The organism is Poriferisphaera sp. WC338, assembly GCF_050931845.1.
In the GTDB taxonomy this organism is placed as follows: Bacteria; Planctomycetota; Phycisphaerae; order Phycisphaerales; family Phycisphaeraceae; genus Poriferisphaera.
Map to the genome: position 1 here is coordinate 3145031 of NZ_CP194516.1, position 23304 is coordinate 3168334.

Annotated in this window: 20 protein-coding genes; 9 read left to right on the plus strand and 11 right to left on the minus strand. The window is 50.7% G+C overall.

From position 1 onward, the window contains the following. The first annotated feature begins 110 nt into the window (after positions 1–110). Positions 111–320 carry a hypothetical protein gene (locus ACQ6WK_RS12960; protein WP_432797802.1) on the plus strand — a complete coding sequence of 70 codons (210 nt, stop codon included), beginning with the start codon at positions 111–113 and terminating at the stop codon, positions 318–320. Positions 321–459: 139 nt separating this feature from the next. Further along, a complete protein-coding gene (locus ACQ6WK_RS12965; RefSeq protein ID WP_432797803.1) occupies positions 460–1161 on the plus strand; it encodes a hypothetical protein in 702 nt (233 codons plus the stop codon). 68 nt (positions 1162–1229) lie between these two features. Here ACQ6WK_RS12965 and alr read toward each other — a convergent pair whose 3' ends face one another. Next, on the minus strand, positions 1230–2513 hold the full coding sequence (alr, locus tag ACQ6WK_RS12970) for an alanine racemase (RefSeq protein ID WP_432797804.1): 1284 nt from the start codon (positions 2511–2513) through the stop codon (positions 1230–1232). A 342-nt stretch (positions 2514–2855) separates the two neighbouring features. Here alr and ACQ6WK_RS12975 point away from each other — a divergent pair, with 342 nt between their 5' ends. After that, positions 2856–4205, plus strand: coding sequence for a DEAD/DEAH box helicase (locus ACQ6WK_RS12975; RefSeq protein ID WP_432797805.1), 1350 nt, complete (start codon positions 2856–2858; stop codon positions 4203–4205). Between the two features lie 118 nt (positions 4206–4323). Here the strand turns inward: ACQ6WK_RS12975 and ACQ6WK_RS12980 are convergent, their stop codons facing one another. Then, entirely contained in the window at positions 4324–4650 is a 327-nt protein-coding gene (locus ACQ6WK_RS12980) for a cupin domain-containing protein (protein ID WP_432797806.1), read from the minus strand. Between the two features lie 46 nt (positions 4651–4696). Next, entirely contained in the window at positions 4697–5725 is a 1029-nt protein-coding gene (locus tag ACQ6WK_RS12985) for a phosphotransferase (RefSeq protein WP_432797807.1), read from the minus strand. Between the two features lie 297 nt (positions 5726–6022). Between ACQ6WK_RS12985 and ACQ6WK_RS12990 the strand changes: the two genes are divergently transcribed. Beyond that, positions 6023–7177 (plus strand): aminopeptidase, encoded by a 1155-nt coding sequence (locus ACQ6WK_RS12990; protein WP_432797808.1) that lies wholly within the window; start codon positions 6023–6025, stop codon positions 7175–7177. Between the two features lie 127 nt (positions 7178–7304). Here the strand turns inward: ACQ6WK_RS12990 and ACQ6WK_RS12995 are convergent, their stop codons facing one another. After that, on the minus strand, positions 7305–7727 hold the full coding sequence (locus tag ACQ6WK_RS12995; protein ID WP_432797809.1) for a hypothetical protein: 423 nt from the start codon (positions 7725–7727) through the stop codon (positions 7305–7307). 717 nt (positions 7728–8444) lie between these two features. Between ACQ6WK_RS12995 and ACQ6WK_RS13000 the strand changes: the two genes are divergently transcribed. Beyond that, positions 8445–8942, plus strand: coding sequence for a helix-turn-helix domain-containing protein (locus tag ACQ6WK_RS13000; protein WP_432797810.1), 498 nt, complete (start codon positions 8445–8447; stop codon positions 8940–8942). Positions 8943–9013: 71 nt separating this feature from the next. Here the strand turns inward: ACQ6WK_RS13000 and ACQ6WK_RS13005 are convergent, their stop codons facing one another. Then, positions 9014–10501: a radical SAM protein gene (locus ACQ6WK_RS13005; RefSeq protein WP_432797811.1), complete on the minus strand. Its 1488-nt coding sequence runs from the start codon at positions 10499–10501 to the stop codon at positions 9014–9016. 301 nt (positions 10502–10802) lie between these two features. On the opposite strand from ACQ6WK_RS13005, the gene ACQ6WK_RS13010 reads away from it, so the two are divergent. Then, positions 10803–12032, plus strand: coding sequence for a hypothetical protein (locus tag ACQ6WK_RS13010; protein WP_432797812.1), 1230 nt, complete (start codon positions 10803–10805; stop codon positions 12030–12032). An 82-nt stretch (positions 12033–12114) separates the two neighbouring features. On the opposite strand, the gene frr is transcribed toward ACQ6WK_RS13010, so the two are convergent. From frr to ACQ6WK_RS13030, 4 genes are all read right to left on the minus strand, one after another. Further along, positions 12115–12687 carry a ribosome recycling factor gene (frr, locus tag ACQ6WK_RS13015; protein WP_432797813.1) on the minus strand — a complete coding sequence of 191 codons (573 nt, stop codon included), beginning with the start codon at positions 12685–12687 and terminating at the stop codon, positions 12115–12117. A 108-nt stretch (positions 12688–12795) separates the two neighbouring features. After that, positions 12796–13515: a UMP kinase gene (pyrH, locus tag ACQ6WK_RS13020; protein ID WP_432797814.1), complete on the minus strand. Its 720-nt coding sequence runs from the start codon at positions 13513–13515 to the stop codon at positions 12796–12798. 149 nt (positions 13516–13664) lie between these two features. Beyond that, positions 13665–14468: an NYN domain-containing protein gene (locus tag ACQ6WK_RS13025; RefSeq protein WP_432797815.1), complete on the minus strand. Its 804-nt coding sequence runs from the start codon at positions 14466–14468 to the stop codon at positions 13665–13667. Positions 14469–14499: 31 nt separating this feature from the next. Further along, positions 14500–15639 carry a carbonic anhydrase gene (locus tag ACQ6WK_RS13030; RefSeq protein WP_432797816.1) on the minus strand — a complete coding sequence of 380 codons (1140 nt, stop codon included), beginning with the start codon at positions 15637–15639 and terminating at the stop codon, positions 14500–14502. Positions 15640–16066: 427 nt separating this feature from the next. Here ACQ6WK_RS13030 and acs point away from each other — a divergent pair, with 427 nt between their 5' ends. Continuing rightward, on the plus strand, positions 16067–18082 hold the full coding sequence (gene acs, locus ACQ6WK_RS13035) for an acetate--CoA ligase (protein WP_432797817.1): 2016 nt from the start codon (positions 16067–16069) through the stop codon (positions 18080–18082). A gap of 164 nt (positions 18083–18246) precedes the next feature. Beyond that, entirely contained in the window at positions 18247–18615 is a 369-nt protein-coding gene (locus tag ACQ6WK_RS13040) for a hypothetical protein (protein ID WP_432797818.1), read from the plus strand. An 8-nt stretch (positions 18616–18623) separates the two neighbouring features. On the opposite strand, the gene ACQ6WK_RS13045 is transcribed toward ACQ6WK_RS13040, so the two are convergent. Then, positions 18624–20087, minus strand: a complete 1464-nt coding sequence (locus ACQ6WK_RS13045; RefSeq protein WP_432797819.1) for a sulfatase-like hydrolase/transferase — start codon at positions 20085–20087, stop codon at positions 18624–18626. Positions 20088–20286: 199 nt separating this feature from the next. On the opposite strand from ACQ6WK_RS13045, the gene ACQ6WK_RS13050 reads away from it, so the two are divergent. Further along, a complete protein-coding gene (locus ACQ6WK_RS13050; RefSeq protein ID WP_432797820.1) occupies positions 20287–22281 on the plus strand; it encodes an ABC-F family ATP-binding cassette domain-containing protein in 1995 nt (664 codons plus the stop codon). 30 nt (positions 22282–22311) lie between these two features. On the opposite strand, the gene ACQ6WK_RS13055 is transcribed toward ACQ6WK_RS13050, so the two are convergent. Further along, complete coding sequence (locus ACQ6WK_RS13055) at positions 22312–22980, minus strand: tyrosine-protein phosphatase (RefSeq protein WP_432797821.1); 669 nt, start codon at positions 22978–22980, stop codon at positions 22312–22314. Positions 22981–23304 lie beyond the last annotated feature (324 nt).

Consider the following 23304-nt stretch of genomic DNA (forward strand, 5'->3'; position numbering starts at 1 on the left):
TTTTGACGCCCCACCCGGGGAAGAAGTACCTTGGCGTGGAAATCAGCAACACGTATTCACAATGAATTCGATCAGCCTGTTCAAAACAACTTGCAAAAAGGATCAGAGCCATGTTGAAAATTGAAAACGGAATGTGTGGCATGTGCGCCCATTTTGGCGAACACCACGGCGGTGATGAACTTGTTCAAATCCGCATCAGCCATGAAGCTCCAGAAGAGCTCGTGGAAGAATGTGGCAACCCCGAAATGGAGAACCTGCACCTCAAAGTCACCGCTGTCAGCAGCTGCGATGGCTATGAGCCAATCCGCGAAGCAGGCTAAAACGCCGCTCGTTTATCGGCTCAGCATTAACCCTTTAAATTGACCTGAAGGCATGGCAGAAAAATCTGCCGTGCTTTTTTTATAAGACGACCTGTTTTATGCGCAACCACCCTAAGCCTGCACGCCTAGCATTTTTTGTATGACAGGAAAAACCACCCATCCCCTCAAACACATATTCAAGTATCAGTTTGCTCAGTTGATCACACTGGCACTACTCGTAGTCGGAGTTTGGCTTTTCTATCCCGTCACCGGTTTCTCAGAAGGTTCGCTCTGGGGCATCCCCACCATTGGCTGGCTATGTATCTCACTGGCGATCCCTGCAATCCACCAGTTTTATGTCGCCCTCTATTGGCGGCTCGAATTACATTTTCAATGGCCCAGCGCATACCTTGGCAAAGCATCACAACCTGTCTTTGCTATCCTTTTTCTGCTCCTCTTTTGCGCGCGGCTCTGGTCTCTGATCTGCCTTGCGATCGCTAACGCCTTTACCTTCATGCTACCACTGACATTCTATATTCTGTCGATCGTAGTCGTCACCTGCCTCGTAGCCTATGCGGTCTACTCCGCATTGAAATACCTCGGGTTCAAACGCATCTCAGGTGGCGATCATTTTGACCGCTCGATCAAAAGTTTCCCGTCAACCCGTTACGGTCTGTACCACTACACCGACAATGCTCTTTACAAATTTGCCGCACTCATATTCTTCCTCCCCGGACTGTGCGCCTATTCCACCACCGCACTTATCAGCGGGCTCTTCAGCTACTGCTTCATCTGGGCTCATTTTTACTGTACCGAAAAACCAGACATGAACATCATCTACGGCCAATTAGACAACGCATAAACCATTGGCCACCTGCCACTGCAAAACTTTTTTATACGTTTAAAGGTGTGAGGTTGCAATTGCGCAGGCTAGACATATCGGCGTGGAATCACTGGGTCAATTCGACAAAGCAGCTCATACGGATGCGACTTGATCGCCTTACTCATCTTCGGTACCGATCCCGGCGCTTCAGGATCAGCCGAGTAAATCTCTACCACCGCATCAATCATCGCCGGCGCATTCTCCGGCGTCAGCCCTTCAACATCCGTCAAATCTATCGTGATTTGATCCATATTTACGCGGCCAAGCACCTTGCAATCTGAAATCGGCAAACTGTCATCTTTCGGATGCACACGCACATACCCCTTGTTAGACAGTGCCAACGGATACCCATCGCCATAACCAATCGGCACAACCGCCGTAATCGATTTTCGCCGTAACGTATGCGTACAACCGTAACCCACCTTCGCACCGCGCGAAAACGGTTGTACCACACAAATTTTCGACAGCCACGTCACCACATGCTTAAGCTCTGGACAATCTGCAATCACCGGCCCAGGTGCTAAAAACTCGTGGCCATACCCCCAAAGCGAAATCCCCAGACGGATCATATCCAAGTGATACTTTGGATCACGAAGTGCCGCACAAGAGTTTGCCACATGAAGAATCACATCTTCCGGGATCTGCTCTGCATTTTCCGCAATCGCAGATTCATAGTTGTTGTATTGCTGTTCCAGAAAATCCGCGTCATCATCCGCCGTTGCAAAGTGAGTGTAGATACCCGCCAACCGCACATGCCTATATTCAGGAAGTGTTGAGAGAACATGATCAAAATCTGGTCGCGAAAACCCGCCGCGCGACATGCCGGTATCAATCATGATATGGATGGGAATTTTTACACCAAAGGTTTGGCCGATATCGTTAATCGCGTGAAGCTGATGGAAATCATGAATCGTCAGATGCAGTTTTTCCGCAACCGTATGTCTATAAAGCGCATCGGTGCGTGCTAATGACGTAAATGGCATGAATAAAAGAATTGGTGATGTCACCGCTTGATTAATTAAATCCTCCGCTTCCTGCGGTGAATATACCGCAAGGAATGACGCGCCGCTTTTCAGAAGACGATGAGCTATGGTTTGTGCGCCCATCCCGTAGGCGTTTTTCTTGACCACACCACAGATCATGGCGGGGCGTTGCAATTGATGACGCGGGATATTATCGGAAATATGAGAAGATTCTGAAATCGTCGCAAAAGCCTTCACATTGTGATCAAACGCACCAAGGTCTACCTCAACCCATGACATGGGAGTCATGGGAGGAATGTCTGTAAGGCGTCTTCGCTTCTGACTTTGCAATGCGCGTGGTTGTGTCATGGGGCCGATCTACCTAGAATTTGGATTAGTAGGAATGCGTTTAGAAAAACATCTTAGACGTTTTGTGATAAATGTTTAAGTTTGAGTGCCTGGTGTTCGATGAGTAGGCTGCTGGGGAGCGGGAATTTCTAAACCTTTCCTGCCGGTTAAACTGCTTGTGATATTTAGGGATCTACAGGGGATACAACAGGCGGTAAATAACAAAAGTCATTTAAGACAGTGGGCCGTAGCAACAAAACGAGTAAACTGCGCGCGGCAACAATAAGTTTTAGGGGAGCCTTCGCGTCAACATGCTACGCGCATGAATACCAAGGCATACGGCTGAGAGCACGATTGATCAATATGAGTGAAACCTTTGATAAAACAAGAGATTTTAAGTCGCTCGGTTTACGTGATTCTGTGCTCAAAGGGATTGAAAAGATGGGATTCGAACACCCATCGGATATCCAAGCTGAGCTGATTCCCGTCATTCTTTCCGGCAAAGACGTCATTGGACAAGCAAAAACTGGTACTGGCAAAACTGCTGCGTTTTCTCTCCCACTCTTGCATGCGGTAGAAAAAAATGCGCCCATGAGCGCACTCATCCTGACGCCGACACGCGAACTTGCCACACAAATCACCAGCGAAATCGATCAGCTCGGCGAATTCACACCGATCAAAGCAACCTGCATCATCGGTGGTGAATCAATGCGCAAGCAGAAAAAATCCGTTGAAGACGGTGCGCAGATCATCGTCGGCACACCCGGCCGGATCATGGACCTCTATGGCCGCAAACAGATCCACTTCAATAACCTCAAATTCGCCGTCCTCGACGAAGTTGATCGCATGCTCGACATCGGCTTCCGCGACGATATTAAAAACATCCTCTCGAAAATTAAAAACGAACATCAAACTGTTTTTGTTTCCGCCACGATGGACGCTGCGATCGAACGGCTCGCTCGCACCTTCATGCAGGAAGATGCTGAGAAGGTCACCACCATCAGCGGCTCACTTACCGTTGAAATGGTCGACCAAAAATACATCCATGTGCAGCCGTGGGATAAGCGCCGCTTGCTCATGCACATCCTCAAAAACGAAAAACCCGAAATGACCGTGGTCTTTTGCAAAACCAAAGCCACTGTCCACAAGATCACCCAATACCTGCGTGATAAAAAAGTCGGTGTCCGCGAAATCCACGGCGACCTCCGACAAACCAAACGCAACCGAGTCATGGATTCCATGCGAAAAGGACATGTCGATGTGTTGGTTGCAAGTGATCTTGCTGCACGTGGCCTCGATGTTGAGCACATTACTCACGTGATCAACTACGACTTACCAGAGGACCCCGAAATCTACGTCCATCGTATTGGTCGCACCGCTCGTGCTGGCCGCCGTGGTTTCGCTTGGAGTTTCGTTACCCCCGAACAAGGCCAACTGCTTACCAACATCGAAATCCTCAGCGGTGCCCACATCGAAAAACTCGATTACGACGGCTTCGAACCCGGTCCAGTCCCCAAAGATGTGCGTGAACAACAGGAACGCGAAGATCGCATCCAACGCCAGCGTGAAGCAGACAAAGTCCGCACCGGACCACGTTCACTTGATGGCTTAAGCGAAGATCAACTTAGCGCCATGTTCCCTGGTGGCAAGATCCCCTCAGGTGCTGGCAACAAGCGCTCTGGCGGTCGCCTGCGATCCAAACGCAGACGGTAACGTCCAGAAGCGTTCATACCAACAAAGCAAGTATTATCAAAGGTCGCCCTATCGCGACCTTATTTTATGTTAAGAGCGTATTTCTGATGAACTGAACTCAGACCCCGTTCGACGAGTATCAAGGTTTTGCTGCTTTAATCATCATAAGAAGCATGATCAGTGGCGTATCCGCAGTTATAGAATGCGGCAAATTCGGCTGCATATGAATGAAAGATCCGGGGCAAACAGCATGGGCGTCAGAACCTAAAGTAACTGTTGCGTTGCCTTGAATAATCTGGATGGTCGCAGGAACAGAAGCCGTATGTTCAGACAGCGATTGCCCTTGGGCAAAACCAAAAAGAATTGTTTTCGTGTTTGCGTCATCCTGAACTGGAACTGAAAGTGTACCGTCATCAGGAATCGTGATTTGTTCGGAGAGGTTTTGTATCAGCGTGTAATCTACCATATGTTTCTCTTTAGCTGAAATGTGAAACACTAGACAACGTCATCCTTCACACATGCGCATCTAACACCTCTAAACATGCACGCAGATGATTTGGATCGCCATCATGTTGCAACATCGCCGGCGTGGACATCGCCAATAAATTTCGCTTAATCTGTGCATAGTCTGCCCAATGCGGATCGAGTTCAAACCCTAGATCCTTTCGCGCATGTGCAATCATCTTACATAGCTTCCGCCCCTGTAATCGATCACGCACCGACCAGTAGAGATGCTCAAAATACACCGCATCCTCAACCCAATGACCAACCCGCACCTCGGCATAATCAATCAATAGCGCAGGCCCAGCCGGCGCCGGTGCCAACGATAGCGCATTCGCCAAATGTAGATCGCCATGACACCAACCATCCATAGGTCGATCACTCCAAACCTTCAACCACTCCGGCAGCTTCTTCCGCGCCTTCTTCAATGTCTTCGACCAGTGCTTGCTGTCCGGCACATCGTGATCATGCACATGCTTTCGAGACAACTCGAAAATATGCTGCCAATCACGCTGCAACGGCTTCCCTGTAAGCGCATGATCTTGGGTTGCCTTATAAAACCGTGACGCTACATCCACAAGCAAATCAAACTCTGCACCTTTCCACGCAGAACCAATCGGTCCGTGCGGCACGCGCTGCATGATCACCCACGCAAGATCATATCCACCGAGCACATCACCATGCGCATACAGCACCGGTGCAACATGCTCATGTACCTGCAATGAAACGAGCCAATGACGTTCACACGGCGGCACCGGTAGTTTTACCACCACCGGCACTTCTTCCCCATCCTCTAAACGCCAGTTAGAGAATCCCGTAATCGCCCCGCCGCGCTGCCAGTCTGTTCTAAACCATGAAATCTCGCCAAGCTGATCACCAACAACTTGTTTCAGTACGGGCTCCAGCAATGAGCCGAACGAACCATTGGAAAATGCTTCCGGCACTGGTGCAGGCGTGTGTGCATCATGATCGTCCTCGGGAAGATTCGGAACCTTGGTCGCTAGATGTGGCGAATGGCCAAACGGATGATATGAAGGCACATGAGTCCCCTCCGCTTTTGATATTGATTCGTCTGACTCTGGGTTCGGTGATGCAGGTGGATGGGATGATTGGGGGTTTGACGAAGAGTGGGAGGACGCTGACGGTTGATGTGTCATTGGGCGCATGTCCGTTTACAAATAATCAATCCGAATGATGTTGTCCAAGAATATTATACCAGCGACATGCGTGCTGGACAGGGAGTTGTGGAACAAAACGCGCAGAAAATCTTGGCAGAGTTATAATGAATCAAATTCATAAAACCAATATAAAAACAGGGCTTTAGAAGGAATAAACGGATGCGTGATGCGCGGATTGACAAACTGGCAGATGTAATCGTACGGTATTCAGTCGGTGTTAAAAAAGGGGATGTTGTACGGTTGACGGGGGAACCGGTGAGCATACCGCTGCTGGAAGCGATTTACGAAAAGGTGATTCAAGCTGGCGGGCACGTCGTGTTCAAATGTATGCCCGACAGTTTGCAAGATATTTTTTATGCACATGCCAGTGATGAGCAGCTTCAATATGTCAGCCCACTTGCCCTTGAAGAAGTGAAGACCATCGATGTTTCCATCGGCCTGTGGGCAGATACCAACACCAAAGCCATGAGCCGTGTCGATCCGCGCAAACAAGGCATGGTCTCAAGCGCACGCAAAGAGTTCATGGAAATTTTCATGAGCCGTGCTGCCAAGGGTGAGCTGCGTTGGTGCGGCACACAATATCCCACACAAGCCAGCGCGCAAGATGCCGAGCGTAGCCTGCGTGAATATGAAGATTTTGTATTCAATGCGGGCCATCTCGATAAAGACGATCCCGTTGCGGCATGGCAAGAAATCGAAGCTTGCCAACAGAAAGTCGTCGATTATCTCAATGGTAAAAAACAAATTCGTTTCCAAAGCGCCAATGGCACTGATGTCACCGTCAACGTTGAAGGCATGACATGGATCAATTGTTGTGGCCACGAAAACTTCCCTGATGGCGAAGTCTTCACTGGCCCGAACCTCAAAGCACCCGACGGCGGTATCAATGGCTACGTTAAATACTCCTTCCCCGCAGTTCATCACGGCCGGGAAGTGCATGGCATTGAACTCTGGTTTGAAAACGGCAAGGTTGTGAAAAGCAAAGCTGGCAAGAATGCAGAATTCCTAGAAAAAATGCTCGACATGGATGACGGTGCTCGCTTTGTTGGTGAGGTCGCGATCGGCACCAACTATCAGGTTCAAGAGTACACCAAGAATACGCTCTTTGACGAAAAAATCGGCGGCACGTTCCACATCGCTGTCGGCGCTGGATACCCTGAAACCGGTAATGACAACACAAGCGGCCTGCACTGGGACATGGTCTGCGACCTACGCCAGGGCGGCACCATCACTGTCGATGGCGAAATCATCTCCAAAGATGGAAGGTTCGTCTTCCCTGACTGGCCCTCCCCATCCCCCCTTTGTCCGTCATGATCTTTGCAGATCGCCACATACAAGGCGAGCAACGAACAAACACCCATCGCATCACCCAGCACGACTTCGTCAAGTCGTGTTTTTCTTGGACCTAACTGTCGAATAGATTTTGACATCAACACATTGATCAATGCGCAGGCCGATGATAAATCGGTAAAGGATCCAAGTTGAATCTCATCCGATTATGCGGCCGCAACCAAAGCAGAATCAATGGAATCGTCAGCGGCAATGGAAAAATCAACAAGCAACCCAAGCAGATCAAGAGAAAGTTGTAGTTATACGTAAAACGATCAAACTTCATAAAGAACGGCATCACAAAAAGAATCGAGCCTACCGCAGCAATAACTGCTAAAAATTGTCCCAACCATTGTGGCTGCGCTCCAAGCTGATCTTGATCAGGCGCCCCCGTCTGAATATAAAGCGCATAAATAAACACACCAACCAAGAAAAAAATCATGACGAGTACATAGAAATAATAAAACACAAGTAGCCAATTTCCATGGTGATGTTTTTTTTGCTCAGGCTTATTCGCCCCAAGTTCGCCCATCATGTGCACTCCTACATACGCACAACACAAGTCATGTCCTGCAATGAAAGCAAACTTGCTTCTATCACAGTAAAGGGATCACATGGTTTGAATCGGTTGATGGATAGATCAGATTGATGAGGGCTGGCCAGCGGACGTAGATAAAAACACCGCACTCATCACAGTCTGGATAAGCACGGCAATTTGCGTAAAACACCCATCATAGGATCGCTGTCAACATAAAATATTATGATAAAAAACCCACTTTTACCCTGATGCAGCCGATGCCCGGCTCATGGAACTGCACCACCGACCATCTGCAACCGTACCCTCCTCCAGCTAAAATAGAACGCGCGCAGCGTGCTAAAGCAACTGGAATCATTGGCTTATCGGTGCAGAACCCCGGAATCTCCCCCCGGAAGGCTTTGCTCTGCTCTCGTCAGTTTGACATGCTTAGCCGTCTCAAGCGACGGCTATGGTGAAAACCAGACATGCCTTACTCACCATGAACGGGCATAGTCTAACATATCACAAAGACGCAGATGTAAGGAAAGTCAGAAGTATTTTGCCAGATCTGGAGCTGATGCTGCGGTATCTTTACACAATAAAACATTCGGAGCTCGGGCAATTTGAGCTTATACTGTGCGGACTGATGCTGGCTACGGAGTCGATCAGATGTGCTGTGTTGGTGATGTGATTTTCCGAGGTTCTTCTGGGCATGGGGGCGAAAGGATTGCGTACATGCTAGCGAAAACATTACAAATTTTGATCGATGACAACCTCACCACCGCCAAAGAGATCGGCGAGTTGTCCGGCGTCTCCACCTCCACCGTCTATCGCTGGATCAGTGGCCAAAGCCAACCCGACTACGATTCCATCAGACTACTGGTGAGGCACCTGCCAAACCGCAAAGCGCAGGAGGCGATCTTGGCGAGTTTCTCAGCGGGGACAAGCTGGCAGTTCGAACACATGGAACTCGAACTGGATGTCAACGATGACGGAAGAATCGATGTTGATGACGCGCTTGATGCCGCGATCAAAATGATGCGTGGCTCCGCCGAAACTTTGACACAACTACGCGCCGCCCAAAACGGTGAAACCATGGACTCTGAAAAGACGCTCCAGCAAATCGCGCTACTGAACCAAGTCGCCCGCAACTGCACCATCACCCAGCGCGTCCTTGTCGACATGGCTGAACAAAAACGCAAGCGCAAGCTGCGGCTTGTTGAACGAATCTAACAATCAAACATGATGACCTAACAAAAAGCAGCCTCTAAAGGCTGCTTTTTTCATATCAACTAAGTTTAATCTCAATCCGTGATCGTTAACGAAATCGCATCCGGATCACTCTCCGAAGTATCATCCGAACATCCATCGCCACAACTTACGGGAGCGGGGGAGCCATCTTCCTGATACAGCGCATCTATCCGATGGTTAGACCAATCCTCAACCGCCAAATCCGGCGACTTCGCATCGCCATGCTCATAGGTATTCAAAATGTTGTAGGCGTTATCTCTCTCCGCAGGTATATAACCCGCACCACGGATCAGGTGGCACAAATACGGCTCGTCTAAACAGTATGTCGTCCCCGCCGCCGACACCACGTTCTCCTCCATCATGATCGAACCCATGTCGCTCGCCCCGTATCGCAGCGCCAACTGCCCCACATGCGGCCCCATCGTCACCCAAGACGATCCGATCGAATGAAAATTATCTAAAAACAACCGCGACAGTGCCTGCATTCTGAGGTATTCACTCGCTCCAGCCATCCGGACGACTTTTCCCGCTGTTGGCACCGCGGCATCGCAAGCCTTCTTATCTTCCTCATCAATCTCGCCCGCCTCAATTAAATCGGCCAGTGTATCGCCGGCAAAAGCTTCCCCTGCCTGCGCATCCCAATCTGGCACGCGGCCCAGTGGCGTGTTCTCGCGCTGGAACGGCCAGGCAATAAACGACACATATTTGCCCGGATGGTTCGCCGCAATCGCTTTGTCCTGATAATCGCGGTACATCGCCATGTGATTGATTCGGTCGCGCACCCCTTCGATATGACCGAACATCATCGTTGCTGAGGTGTGCATGCCGAGCGAATGCGCCATGAACATCACGTCTAACCATTGCTTAGACGTCGCCTTGCCGATGCCGATTCGGCGGCGCACATGCGATGTGAAAATTTCACCTCCACCGCCGGGGATCGAATCCAATCCCGCGGCTTGCAATCGCTCCATGATCACCTTCAGCTTCGCCTGCCAAACGGCCGGCTCCAGCGTATGCGATTGCCCCGCGCCCGGTGTCGGAAAACCATCCAGATCAAAAATCGCCACGAACTCCACAAACTCTGGCGGCGAGAAGCCATGAATATGGATCGATGGAAAAGCCGACTTCAAATCACGCAGCAAATCTTCGTAATACTCAATCTGTAATTCAGGATGCATCCCACCTTGCAGAAGAATCTGCGTTCCGCCTACCGCAAGCAGTTCTTTGATCTTAGTGTGCAATTGCTCACGAGAAAGTGTATACGACCCGTCTTCATCCAGATCACGACGGAATGCGCAGAACGTACAACGAGCAGTGCAGACATTGGTGTAGTTAATGTTGCGGTCTTTGACATAGGTGCGAATGTCTTTGCCGTGGATACGTTCGGTGACCGCATTTGCCCACTGGCCGAGATCATGTAGCGAGGCGTTGTGATAGAGATCATAAGCCTGCTGAGTGGTGAGGCGGGCTTTACCGGCAACAACGGCGTCAATATCAATCGGATTGGCATACTGCTTGGGATGGCTGGCGATTTGTGTCATGATCAATTGGTTCTCAGGCGGTCCATGGATCTCGTCCCCGGCGTAACCACCATTGTATGAGGATTTGAGATTTAGTTCATACCACCGCGTTTTCATGGATCACAAGGGAAATGGCCCCCGCGCATACAACGAGCAAATGCACCAACCCTAGATGTACGTTGGTCATTCATGCACGATAGAACAGACCCGTTCGCTTGAAAAAACGCCTCGGTTTATGCTTACACCCCTGTATAATGGCTGCATGTTCTCCTTTATAATTAATCCGTAACATGCCTTTTTTGAATAGGCTCCGGGCATCCATATGAATTGTATTTCTTCATCCAACCGATCATGGCATGCCACCCTTGCCACACTACTGTGCCTGGCACTTCTATGCACCAGTACTGCAAGCGGCCGAAGCAGGAAACCGCCCACTGAAGAGCAACTTGCCAAAACCAAGGAACTCTACGCTGAATTTGAGAAAACGTATCTGAGCAGCGACTGGAAGAACATGCACCGGATCAATGGTCGAATGCGACCGTACATGCGATTCCTCGACAAGGAAACTCGCGAAAGCTGCCTCAAAGCCAGTGGTGACTGGCGCAAATTCAAACCAAAATGGTGGAAAAACTGCTCCAGTCGTAACGATGTCAGTTTTAAGGCTGCTATCTGGGGTAGCACTTTTTATGCCAATTATGCGCCAAGCAAAGAGCTCGGCTTCCAAGCGGTATTACCCGTCACCAAGCGGTGGGTCGATCAATTCGGCAATGTCGTCAAACAAGAAATCGTCGATATTAAAGTACTGGTTACGTGGGATCCCAAACGCATCGGCAGTTCCATACCCGCAAACGGCGCACTCGCGCAAAAACATAACCTCACCCAAGGTGATCTTGCTGAATTCATTGCTTGGCACGAACTCGGTCACAATTACGTCAGTATCGCTCTTCCCAAAGATGTGGTTGTAGCGCTATTCACAAAGCACTCCGAACTATATCGGCATCTCCAAGAATTCTACGCTGACATGACCGCAATTCGCCACGTCAGTCCCCGCGCCCGTCGTATCCCCTGCATGATGCGTCTCAACGAGCTTGACCACAACGACAACAAAGAAGCCCACACGCGCGCCGCCCGTGGTATCGCTTCTGTACTCCTCACAGAGTTTATGTTGCACCCTGAAGACTGGCCCAGCGTTCACTTCCCCCCAGTTGTCCCTGATAAAGACATCGAACTGAACGTAATCAAATATGTCTACGAGCACTGGGATACCAAATGGTCCATCAAAGAAGACCTAAAGCTCCGCGAGATTGCTGAAACCACCATGCGAAAGCAAGCTAAATCTATTCTGAAATCCAAGGGGCGCATCAAGCTGGCCAACAAGCTCAACTTCAATCTCTACCATGAATATGATGCACAAGATCTCCTCAAGCGCGAGGCATGGATTAAAACACAGCTTCAAAAACTCATTTCGGACGGCCGCGCCGATATTAAAGATCGCAGCCAAAACAGCTCCCCCCAACGCATCGACTGGCCCAAAAGCGCTAACAAAAACTAATACCCTCATACAATCCATCTATTAAAAAAACCGTGACAAGTACTGCCACGGTTTTGTATTTAATCATTCGTTTCCAACAAGATTAGATTTCTTGAATCTCTTTCGCCTTGGCATCGATCATTTCCTCAACTTGCTTCTCATACTTCTTTGTATCGCTTTGGACGTCATCCTTTGCTGAAGCAGCCGTGTCTTCCGGAATGTGTTGCGTCTTATCCTTCGCCAGCTTATCGATGTGCTTATTTGCATCGCGACGAGCATTACGGATCGCGATCTTACTCGTCTCGCCCATCTGCTTGACCGTGCCGATCAATTGCTGACGACGTTCACCCGACAGGGCCGGCAAATTCAAACGAATCTGCTTGCCTTCCGCCATCGGATTCAAACCTAATCCCGCGTTCTGGATCGCCTTGATCGTCGCTTGCAAAATCGACGCATCGAACGGCTTGATCAAAAGCTGTGTCGGCTCAGGCACCGTAATCATCGCCAACTGACGCAAGTCCGTCATCGAACCATAAGCATCCACCTTGATGTATTCCACCAGCGCCGTCGACGCCCGGCCAGTACGCACACCACGCAACTCATTCTTCAAATAATCGACCGCTTTTTCCATCGCTTCTTCGGTCTCAAGCAGGATTGTGTCGAGGTCCATATCCATGATGCACTCCCTGTGGATTCAGGCGGGTTTCTGTAATCAGGCTAGCATTGTAGCTCATCAAGCACACAACGTGAAGATCACCTCATCCCCCCCTGCCCCTTACACATATCAATCTACCGTCACCGTCGTTCCGTGATTCTGCCCCGCCACCACTTCTGCGATGTGGTTCGTTTCCTTCATATTGAACACCACAATCGGGATATTGCGCTTCCGGCACATGTCAAAGGCGGTCAAGTCCATCACCTTCAAATCCTTGTCGATTGCATTTTTGAATGACAGATGTTCAAACTTCTTCGCATCGTCATGCTTCATCGGATCCTTGTCATAAATCCCGTCAACCTTAGTCGCCTTCAACAAAACATCCGCACCGATCTCCGCTGCGCGAAGTGAAGCTGCAGAGTCGGTTGTGAAGAACGGATTCCCTGTACCTGCCACGAAGATCACCACCCGGCCTTTTTCTAAGTGACGGATCGCGCGTCCACGGATAAACGTTTCAGCCACCGCCGAGAGATTGATCGCCGACAGTACGCGTGCCTGCTGACCCAATTGCTCCAGCATCTCTTTAAGTGCCAACCCATTCATAACCGTACCGAGCATCCCCATCTGATCTGCGGTTGCCTGAACAATCGCGCCTTCCTGAGCAAGCGTTGCACCGCGGATGATGTTGCCGCCACCAACGACCACCGCAAGCTGCGCACCAACCTTGGCCGCTTTGACGATTTCCGTGGCAATGACTTTCAATTCATCCGAATCAATCCCAAATGAGCCGGGCTTGCACAAGGACTCGCCGGAGATTTTCAGAAGAACGCGCTTGTATGTTTTGCTCATGATCAGATCCGAGGTGTTGTTGTGATGGTTGGGCGTGGAAAAACCATTGCTTCCACACCTCATGATACACGGAATCGCCGCTGTGGGCGCTCTGTGGGAAAACCGTCTGTGGTATAAAACCACTGCGAAATGAGGCAAAATAGGTTAAATTACAAACCCGGCGGCGGCCAGAATTTCTTCAATTGCTCTTCAATATCTGCTGAAAGAATATTCTCAAGATCCACTGTCTTCAGCGGAGACTTGCGTGGCTTGCGATTCTTACATCGCTCTGATCGCTTGATCTTCGATTTACCTTTTGGAAGTGCCAACGGTTTTCCTTCAACCTTCTCCGTTGGCGTCTCCCCCTTCACATCCCCACTTTGCTCTTGCTTCCTTTCGACAGGCTTCTCAGTAAGTGCTAGCAATTCCCGATAGATCGGATCAGCCGCCAACTCCTCTGCGGATAGCCCAAACTCCTCTAACCATCCTGCGACCTGATCTGCAGGCACTGGTGACAAGTCCGGCTTGGCCGACGGATGCGGAATTCCAACTGGCGAATCCAGCGAACCCGCCAGCCGATCAATAAACTTCTCCGACGACATTGTTTTGCACCGGCGAACCCGTGCGACTTTCTTGATCGCATTGTCATTGGTCACTAGCGTGATCCGCCGCGGTGCGTTGTGCCCGTTCATGATCGAAATAATCAGATCATCCGCTGACTGCGAAATCCCCGCATACGCAAGCTCCACCGAATCCACCGGCGAGCATGACGGCGCCAACGGCTTCGGCCTCCCGTCACACACCACTGTTGCTGTTTGCTTCCGAAAAGCTGACCGCGAGATCGCCACGCACAAACCATGCTCATCCAACCCGGCAAGCACCGGCGGCATCGGCAAATGAAGCACGTTATAGCAATCAATCAATAACACCGAGGCATAATACCCTCGCACCTCGCGAATGCAATGATCACCCACCTCAAGACAACCCTACCCACAATCACGCCGCTCACGCACTCGGCTTCATATTCCTGATCCATTTCACATACACAATGATGATTAATGCGATCAACGAAGCGACCAAAAGCGTGATGATTGAAAACGCGATCCAAAAACCTACTGACCGATGGATCGGCACGGTCTGCTTGCTCGCATGTGAAAGCGGATATGCATTCTGATCCTGCTGCTCCGCCAACTCTTCCCCACTCGGCGCCGCCTTTACCAACTGAGATGTCAACGGCGATTCCTTCATCGGCACACGCAAATTAGGGAACTGGTACTCCACCTTCACCGAAAAGGGGTCACGGTCAATCTGATCACGAATCTCTGCAATCTTTTCCTCCGGCAGCCACCGAACCGTTCCATCATTCAAGTTGTAAACTGCACCAATTACGCGCACCAGATTCTTCCGAGACAACTCTCGAGTAATTGGTGAAATATAGAACGACTGCGCAATCTGCTGATACACATTTTCCTCAACTGCAATATGCAGCAAATCCTCGCCTGTCGCGGCAGGATGCATTTGATTAGCCCGCAACACCGCTGGTTTAATATTCTCTACCAATGCTGGAATGTTTTCCTCCAACGGAATATTCTTATTGTCCAACACATCGATTGCAGCCTGTACCGCGCCGCATCGCTCATGTCCTAACACCAAAAACACCGGGGTATACAAATGCGCCAAGCCATACTCCAATGAACCCAGCTGCGTCACACCTGCTACATTCCCAGCCACACGGTTCACAAATACTGACAAAATCCCTTGGTCAAAAATTAGCTCCACCGGCACACGTGAATCCGAACATGCCAAGATCGATGCAATCGCATATTGTGATTGATCCGCAATCGTCGCCCGTTCAAGTGTCTCACGATTCACACGCAGATTCTCTATATGTTGATTGATAAAGTTTCGATTACCTGTTTGTAGTTGCTTGAGCACTCGCTCCGATGTCGGCTTATTCGCAAACTTTTTGCGCATCGAATCAATCATGCGCGCCATCTCATGTTCCGGATACTCTGCTGCATATGGATCATTAACCTGCCCCATCACGGCGCGCGGACAAAATACCATAGCAATCGCCAACATCATCATGCCGCACAATTTAATCTTCCGCTCGACACGCACAAATCCAATCACAAACTCTCGCATCGCCAAACACCTTTCATAGCGCACCGGTTGCGCAAAAATATTGACTCGGTCACTTGAATTGGTTTGGGGTACTGATAAGAATCGACCGAAACCACAACCCGAGATAAGCACCCATCGCGCAGATCAACGAAATAAACCCGCCACAAGGGAAAAAAGGTGGTTATCTGGCATACGGTCCAACCCCGATCTCTCCAATCCGCATCCAAAGGGCAACAATGTCTTATGGTCACCACCCTACTGATGCACCATGTTTAATTGTGCTGGAAAATTTCAATGATTGTCTTAAAGCTCTTGCTGTGCGGGACGGGACCTTTTATTCTGAGCGTTCGGGCTTCGCTTGGGAGAGCTGCCCCGCACACGCGAGAACAATCACATATCACGATTGAATATTTGTATCTATTCGATAACAGACACGAGGAATGATGTCATGGCTCAAGCTGGAAAATCGACCGAATCAGAAAGTTCAATGGAATCGGTTCTGACCGAAAATCGCCACTTCCCACCACCCGCCGCATTCGCCAAACAGGCGCACATCGGGTCCATCGAGAAGTACGAAGAAATGCACAAACGCTCCGTCGAAGACTCAGAAGGCTTCTGGTCCGAAGTTGCTGACGAGCTGCACTGGTTCAAAAAATGGGACACCGTCCTTGAGTGGAATCTCCCCGATGCTAAGTGGTTCGTCGGTGGCAAGACCAACATCTGTTACAACTGTATCGACCGCCAGATTGATGACGGCCTCGGCGACCACACCGCCATTGTCTGGGAAGGTGAGCCTATCCAGGATCAAGATGGCGGACATGCAGGCGGCGAACCCGAAATCCGCAAACTTACCTACAACGATCTCAAACGTGAAGTCAGCCGCTTCGCCAACGCACTCAAAAACCTCGGTGTCAAAAAAGGCGATGTCGTCACCATCTACATGCCCATGGTCCCCGAACTCGCCATCGCCATGCTTGCTTGTGCACGCATTGGCGCACCACACTCCATCATCTTCGGCGGGTTCTCCGCATCCGCTATCCGTGACCGTGTCGAAGACGGCAAGTCAAACATCGTCATCACGGCCGACGGCGGTTGGCGTCGTGGCAAAGCCGTGCCGCTGAAAGACAATGTCGACGAAGCGCTCACACTCACCGATCTCGTGAAAACCGTCGTCGTCCTTGAGCGTTGCCAAAACGACATCAATATGGTCGAAGGCCGCGATCACTGGTGGGAGGACATCACTGCCACCGCAAGCGAACATTGCGAAGCCGAACCCATGGATGCCGAGGATCTGCTCTTCATCCTCTACACCTCTGGCTCCACCGGCAAGCCCAAAGGCATCATGCATACCACCGGCGGGTACATGGTCTATACCTACCTCACCAGCAAATACACCTTTGACCTCCACCCTGAAAATAACGACATGTACTGGTGTACTGCTGATATTGGCTGGATCACCGGCCACTCCTACATCGTTTATGGCCTACTCCCCAACCGTGTCCCCACACTCATGTACGAAGGCGCTCCCGATGCCCCTGATAAAGATCGCTTTTGGGACATCATCGAACGTCACAAAGTCACTAAGTTCTACACCGCTCCCACAGCTATCCGCGCGTTCATGAAGTGGGGCCGCGAGCATATTGACAAGCATGATCTTTCCTCGCTCAACGTCCTCGGTACCGTTGGCGAGCCGATCAATCCCGAAGCATGGATGTGGTATCACGAAGTCATCGGCAACGAAAAATGCCCCATCGTCGATACGTGGTGGCAAACCGAAACCGGCGGACATATGCTCACGCCACTCCCCGGCGCAACTACCACCACACCAGGCTCATGCACCAAGCCCTTCTTCGGTATCGACGCTGCCGTTGTCAATAGTGAAGGCGAACCCGTCGGCGAAAACGAAGGTGGCATCCTCGTCATCCGCAAACCTTGGCCGTCCATGCTTCGCGGTGTCTATGGCAACCGTGAGCGTTTCATTGACACCTACTGGTCCAAAGTCGAAGGTTACTACACTGCTGGCGATGGCGCTCGCAAAGATGAGCATGGTAACTTCTGGATCATGGGCCGCATTGATGATGTCATCGTCGTCGCGGGGCACAACCTCGGCACGATGGAAGTCGAGTCCGCGCTTGTTTCTCACGATGCAGTCGCTGAAGCTGCCGTGGTCGGTTTCCCACATGACATCAAAGGCACCGGCATTGCCGCATTCGTCACACTTGTAGGCGGCATCGAAGAAACCGACGAACTCAAAAAACAAGTCCGCGATCACGTCGCCAAGGAGCTCGGCCCCATCAGCAAACCCGACAAGCTTCAATTTACTCCCGCACTCCCTAAAACACGCAGCGGCAAAATTATGCGCCGTCTCTTGCGTGATATCGCCGCTGGCCGTGAAATCTCCGGCGACATCACCACGCTCGAAGACAAATCCATCGTCGAGAAACTCCAACAACAAGCCGACTGATCAAATTTTAATTGGCCTATAAAACTACTGCTATTTATGGAACGCTCAGCTTTTCTGGTGAGAAAGTTGGGCGTTTTTCATGCGCCCATCCCGCCTCAGAAAATTATCTGGAACTCACACACCGCAACCTCCTGCGCCTAGGATTCAATGATTCATCGCCCTCGATGATTCATGACGATGTTACCGACGTGATGAACGGTTGGGAACTGAACATGCGTAATCAAGAAGATGGATGGGCCAAAGCGGATCGCTGGTTCATCGCTGCCATTGCAGTAAATATCATCTGGGTGTTGGCTGTTGTAGCGTTACTGGTTTGGCGTTCATTGCCAAACAGCCTCATGCAATGGGTGCGTAATAGCTCGCCAGAACTGGATGATGCAGAAGTCTTTGCCCTTATCATCAACTGGGCAGGCGCAATCGTCCTTGTCATGATCGCTATCAGTGGCCTCTGTCTTTGGCGTGGGATGCGCCTTGCAAATCATGACAATAAAAAACGCAAGCGCGCTGCAGCCAATAAAGATCGGGCACAATAAGACCTACTTCACGCTGAAAAATGTGGCAATGGCAACGCCCCTGTTGCTTCCTCTAACCGCAGCATCATCATCTCAGCAATATCCTCCCCCAGTTGTGAATCAACCAGATTCTTCTTCTCATCTTCATCTGCAAGCAAATCAAACACTGCCGTCGGCTGATTTGATCCGCGGTTATAGATCGCCTTGTAACGGTGCGTTTCCAAAAGCGTCCGATCTTCAAATTCACAAAGCAGTCCACCCATCGGATCATCCACATCGTCCAAAACGCTCCCTAACAACGGCAACAACGACCGCCCCGTCACTTCTTTGGGTAACTTTACCGAAGCCAAATCACACAGTGTTGCCGCAAAATCCACCGTTGAAAACAATCCATCTGGAATCGCATCATGTGGCATCGGTGCACTTCGTGGTGGCGCAATCACAAGCGGAACTTGCACCGCAGCATTGTAAAACGATTGATGCCCAATCAAACCATGCTCACCCAATAACGTCCCACGGTTCGACGTAAAACATGTCCATGTATTCGTGCAATCCTCCCGCTGATCCATCTCACCCACAATCTGTCGCATCGCATAATCAATCATCCCCACACGTGCCAAATAATCCGCACGTATCCGCGCCACTGCCCTTGCTTCTAATCGCTGTAACTGCGTCCGCAAATATACCGGCTGCACCATCGGATGATGTTTTCGGAAATCCGGAATTGTACAACCGTCCATCAAATGCTTCGGATTCACCAGCGAATCATACAATGGCGGCGCAGGCAATTGATTGTCCGGCCCGGAAAACGACACAAACAGCGCCCACGGCTTATCCGTCGGCATCGTCTTGATCTTGTTCAATGTCTGCCGCGTGATAAACCCATCAATGTCATCTGCCGGCTCTAACAACAACCGATCCGGTGCAAACGGCCCGTGTTTCTGTCGCGTCACACGCTGTTGCATAATCGCTGCAAGCAAACCTTCCTTGCGGCAATGACGATAGTATGCATCCTCCACTGATCGCGGCTGGCGAATCACATCCACATCCTCAATACAAACCGATTCATCTAAATGCGTAATGATCGGCCGCACCAACCCCACACCCGCCGTGTGATACCCTGCCTGTTGCAGATACTGCGCCACAGACACCTTCAGTTGCCGTTGCGACATTGGTCGCTCGTCTGGCTCTATCTGGTGATTAGATCCACACAGCTCTTCCAAATGATCGCCGAGTTGACGCGCGTGAAGCCCCGTTAAAAGCGTATCAAGCGCTTGTGGATCTGCCGTCGAGGCTGCTGATGCCGCCAATCGTATCCCCCGTCGTGACAGCGCCTCCAAATGCGCTGTTGACAACGGCCATGCCCGCTCATCAGACATCGCATCTGATCGAAAGCCGCGCGTTAAAACAATCAACAAATTCGGATGGATACTCATAGTACTAAAGAATAGAAAGCTTTCCGCCACAAAGGGAGCCCCAGATGAGCACAACATAGCGTATGTTAAGGTGGGCGCGCACGTGATTGATACAACCGTCAAAAACCGCCTATTATGACAGGGCTTTGGCGTATTTAAGGGCAGCAGCTACAATCTGCGTCCTGCTTTCTGGTAGTTCCCGCGAGCCATCCCCACATGGTCCGCCCACCAATCCCCTTCGCCATCGCGAAGACCCGATCAAGATCGTTGAGGTTTTATGGCTGTTGTCAGCGTTGCAAATGTTGAAATCTCCTTCGGCGACCGCGTCATCCTAGACGGCGTGAACCTCACCCTTGATGCAGGCGAGCATGTCGGACTCGTTGGTCGTAACGGCTGTGGTAAATCCACACTCATGAAACTCATAGCCAACATTGGCAACATGAAAATCGATCAGGGCCAAGTCCAAATCGCTCGCGGCCTTTCCGTCGGGTACCTCCATCAAGACCACCGACTCAATCTTGACCACACTCTCCGTGAAGAAGCTGGCGAAGCCTACGCGCACCTCGACGAAATGCACCGGCAACTCGAAGAACTCGCGCACAAGATGGGCGACGTTCAAGGCGACGAGCTTACCAAGCTCATGAACCAGTACGAAAAACTTGAACACAAAATGCACGCCGCCGGCGGCTATGCCGTCGACCACAAAGTCGATGAAGTCCTACACGGACTCGGGCTCACAGATGAATTCTTCGACGTCAAAGTCAAAGACCTCTCCGGCGGACAAAAAGGCAGACTCGCCCTCGCCAAGCTTCTGCTCGAACACCCAGACATCCTCCTGCTTGATGAACCCACCAACCACCTCGACATCGAAGGCCGCAAGTGGCTTGAAGATTTCCTCGGTGAATACTCCGGCGCCGTCATCCTCATCAGCCACGACCGCTGGCTGCTTGATCGCTGCGTCAAAAAAATCTACGAACTCGAACGTGGCCGCATGGTCGAATATCCCGGTAGCTACACCAAGTACCGTGAGCTCCGCGCCGAACGCGTCCTCGCCCAGCAGCGCGCCTACGACAAACAGCAAACAAAGATCAAACAGGAAAAAGCCTTCATCGATCGTTACCGCGCCGGGCAGCGATCTAAACAAGCGCAAGGCCGCGAAAAACGGCTCGACCGATACATCCGTGACGAGATCCTCGAAAAACCCATCGAGCTCGACGTCATGAACCTCAGCTTCCGCAAGGTTCAACGCCCCGGCGACCACGTCATCCTCGCTGAAGGTGTCAGCAAAGCCTACGACGATAACATCCTCTTCCGCGACATTGATCTCAAAGTCGTTCGCGGTGAAAAGATCGGCATCATCGGGCCCAACGGTGCCGGAAAATCCACACTCATCAACGTCCTCCTCGGGTGCCTCAAAGCCGATAAGGGCCGCGTCAAACCCGGCTCGCAAATCGACATCGGCCATTTCTCACAAACACACGAAGGACTCTCCGGTAACGAAACCGTCATGGACTACCTCCGGCGACGTGTCGCAAACGAAACTGAGCAGGAAGCGCGTAACCTCGCAGGTGGCTTCCTTTTCACCGGCGATGAACAGGAAAAAAACCTCGGCGTTCTCAGCGGCGGCGAACGTGCCCGTGTTGTCCTCGCCGGCCTCGTCGCAGGCGGACACAACGTTCTCGTTCTAGATGAACCCACCAACCACCTCGACATCCCTTCCGCCGAACGCCTCGAAGCCGCACTCAAACAATACGTCAGCCCCGTTCAGAAATACGCCACAGTCGGCGAAAAACCTGTCGAAGGAACCCTCCTGCTTATCAGCCATGACCGCATGCTCCTGGACAACCTCGTCGATCAACTCCTCGTCCTTGATGGCAAGGGTGGTGTCCGCCATTTCCTCGGCAACTACTCCGAGTACAACGAAGCCATCAAACGCGAAAAACTCCAAAAGCAACAACAGAAAATCGCGCAGCAGGAAGCCGAAGCACAAAAAGAAAAAGAGCGGCGCGCCGAACTAACCAAGCAAACCCCAACCCCTGCCCCCGCCAAGTCAAATAACAATCGCAGTACCCGCTTCAAGCACATGAACCAAAACAAACTCGAAGAGACGCTAGCTAAGACAGAAGAAAAACTCGCGAATGTTGATCGCCAACTCGCCGACCCCGACACGTATCGCGATGCGGATAAAGCCGCCAAGCTCAGCACCGAACGTAATAAGCTCGCCGATGAATACGCTCAAATTGAGGATGAATGGCTACATCGAGAAGCCTGATCAAGCATCAGACTAATACGTGTAAAAAGATTATTGCACCGCCACTGATGCTGAAGCTGTCTGTTCCCGCGGATTCAGATAGTCATCAATCTGCTGATGAAGTTGCGCTTTAGTTTCTGGATAATGCCAATAAGATCGCATTTCCTCAACCGCATCTTCCTGCGACCATTTTTCGGTCTGCACACGGTAGAGCGCCACCGCATACCCCGTCCGATCCGCACCAGCTGAACAATGCACCAACACTGGCTCTTCCACCGTTGCTCCATCTAAGTAACCCTGCACAGCCGCAAGCTCTTCCAAAGCAGGCAGCGCACTCGTTGACCAACTGTACGTTTCTATCTCAATTCCCTTTGACCGTGCATATTCATGCCACGGCTGATCACCCACCAACGTCACAATCCGCTTGATGCCGTAGTTGGTAACAACATAATCCACAAAACCTTCATCCGGATTCGAAGAACGAAAAACTTTACCTGCCACCACTTCATTGAAGTTATAGGCTGGTTCCGGCGATCGTACGATCCAAGCAATCGACTTACCCGTCGGCGGATAAGGCGCCCGCAGAATATGAAACTCCATCAAACCTTTAGTCACAGCAACAGACACAACCAAGACAATCATGACAATAATTAATAAACGCAATAGCCCAGATGCTTTGTGCTCATTGGATCCATCCTTCGATACGCTTGGTTGTGGCATAACAGGCTCGCGAGGTGTTTATGAACTCCGCCAATACTAGGCTGCATTAGAGCAGAACCAGCACAACGTCATATTTAGGATTTGTATATATTTTGTTAGGAAGGTTTCCCTATACAATTAATACATCTCTAGCTCACACATCGGATCCATCCGTTCTCCATCATTTCACAAAACACCTATTTCATCTAAATCACCCAAAATGTAGCCCTAGAGCTTTAAAATCGAGATCGCATCTCACTTTTTGCAACAAAAACTTTGATTGTTTCATTATTTCGTGTAAATTTAATTCTGCAGTGGGACAACTTGGCTGTACAGGACGCGACC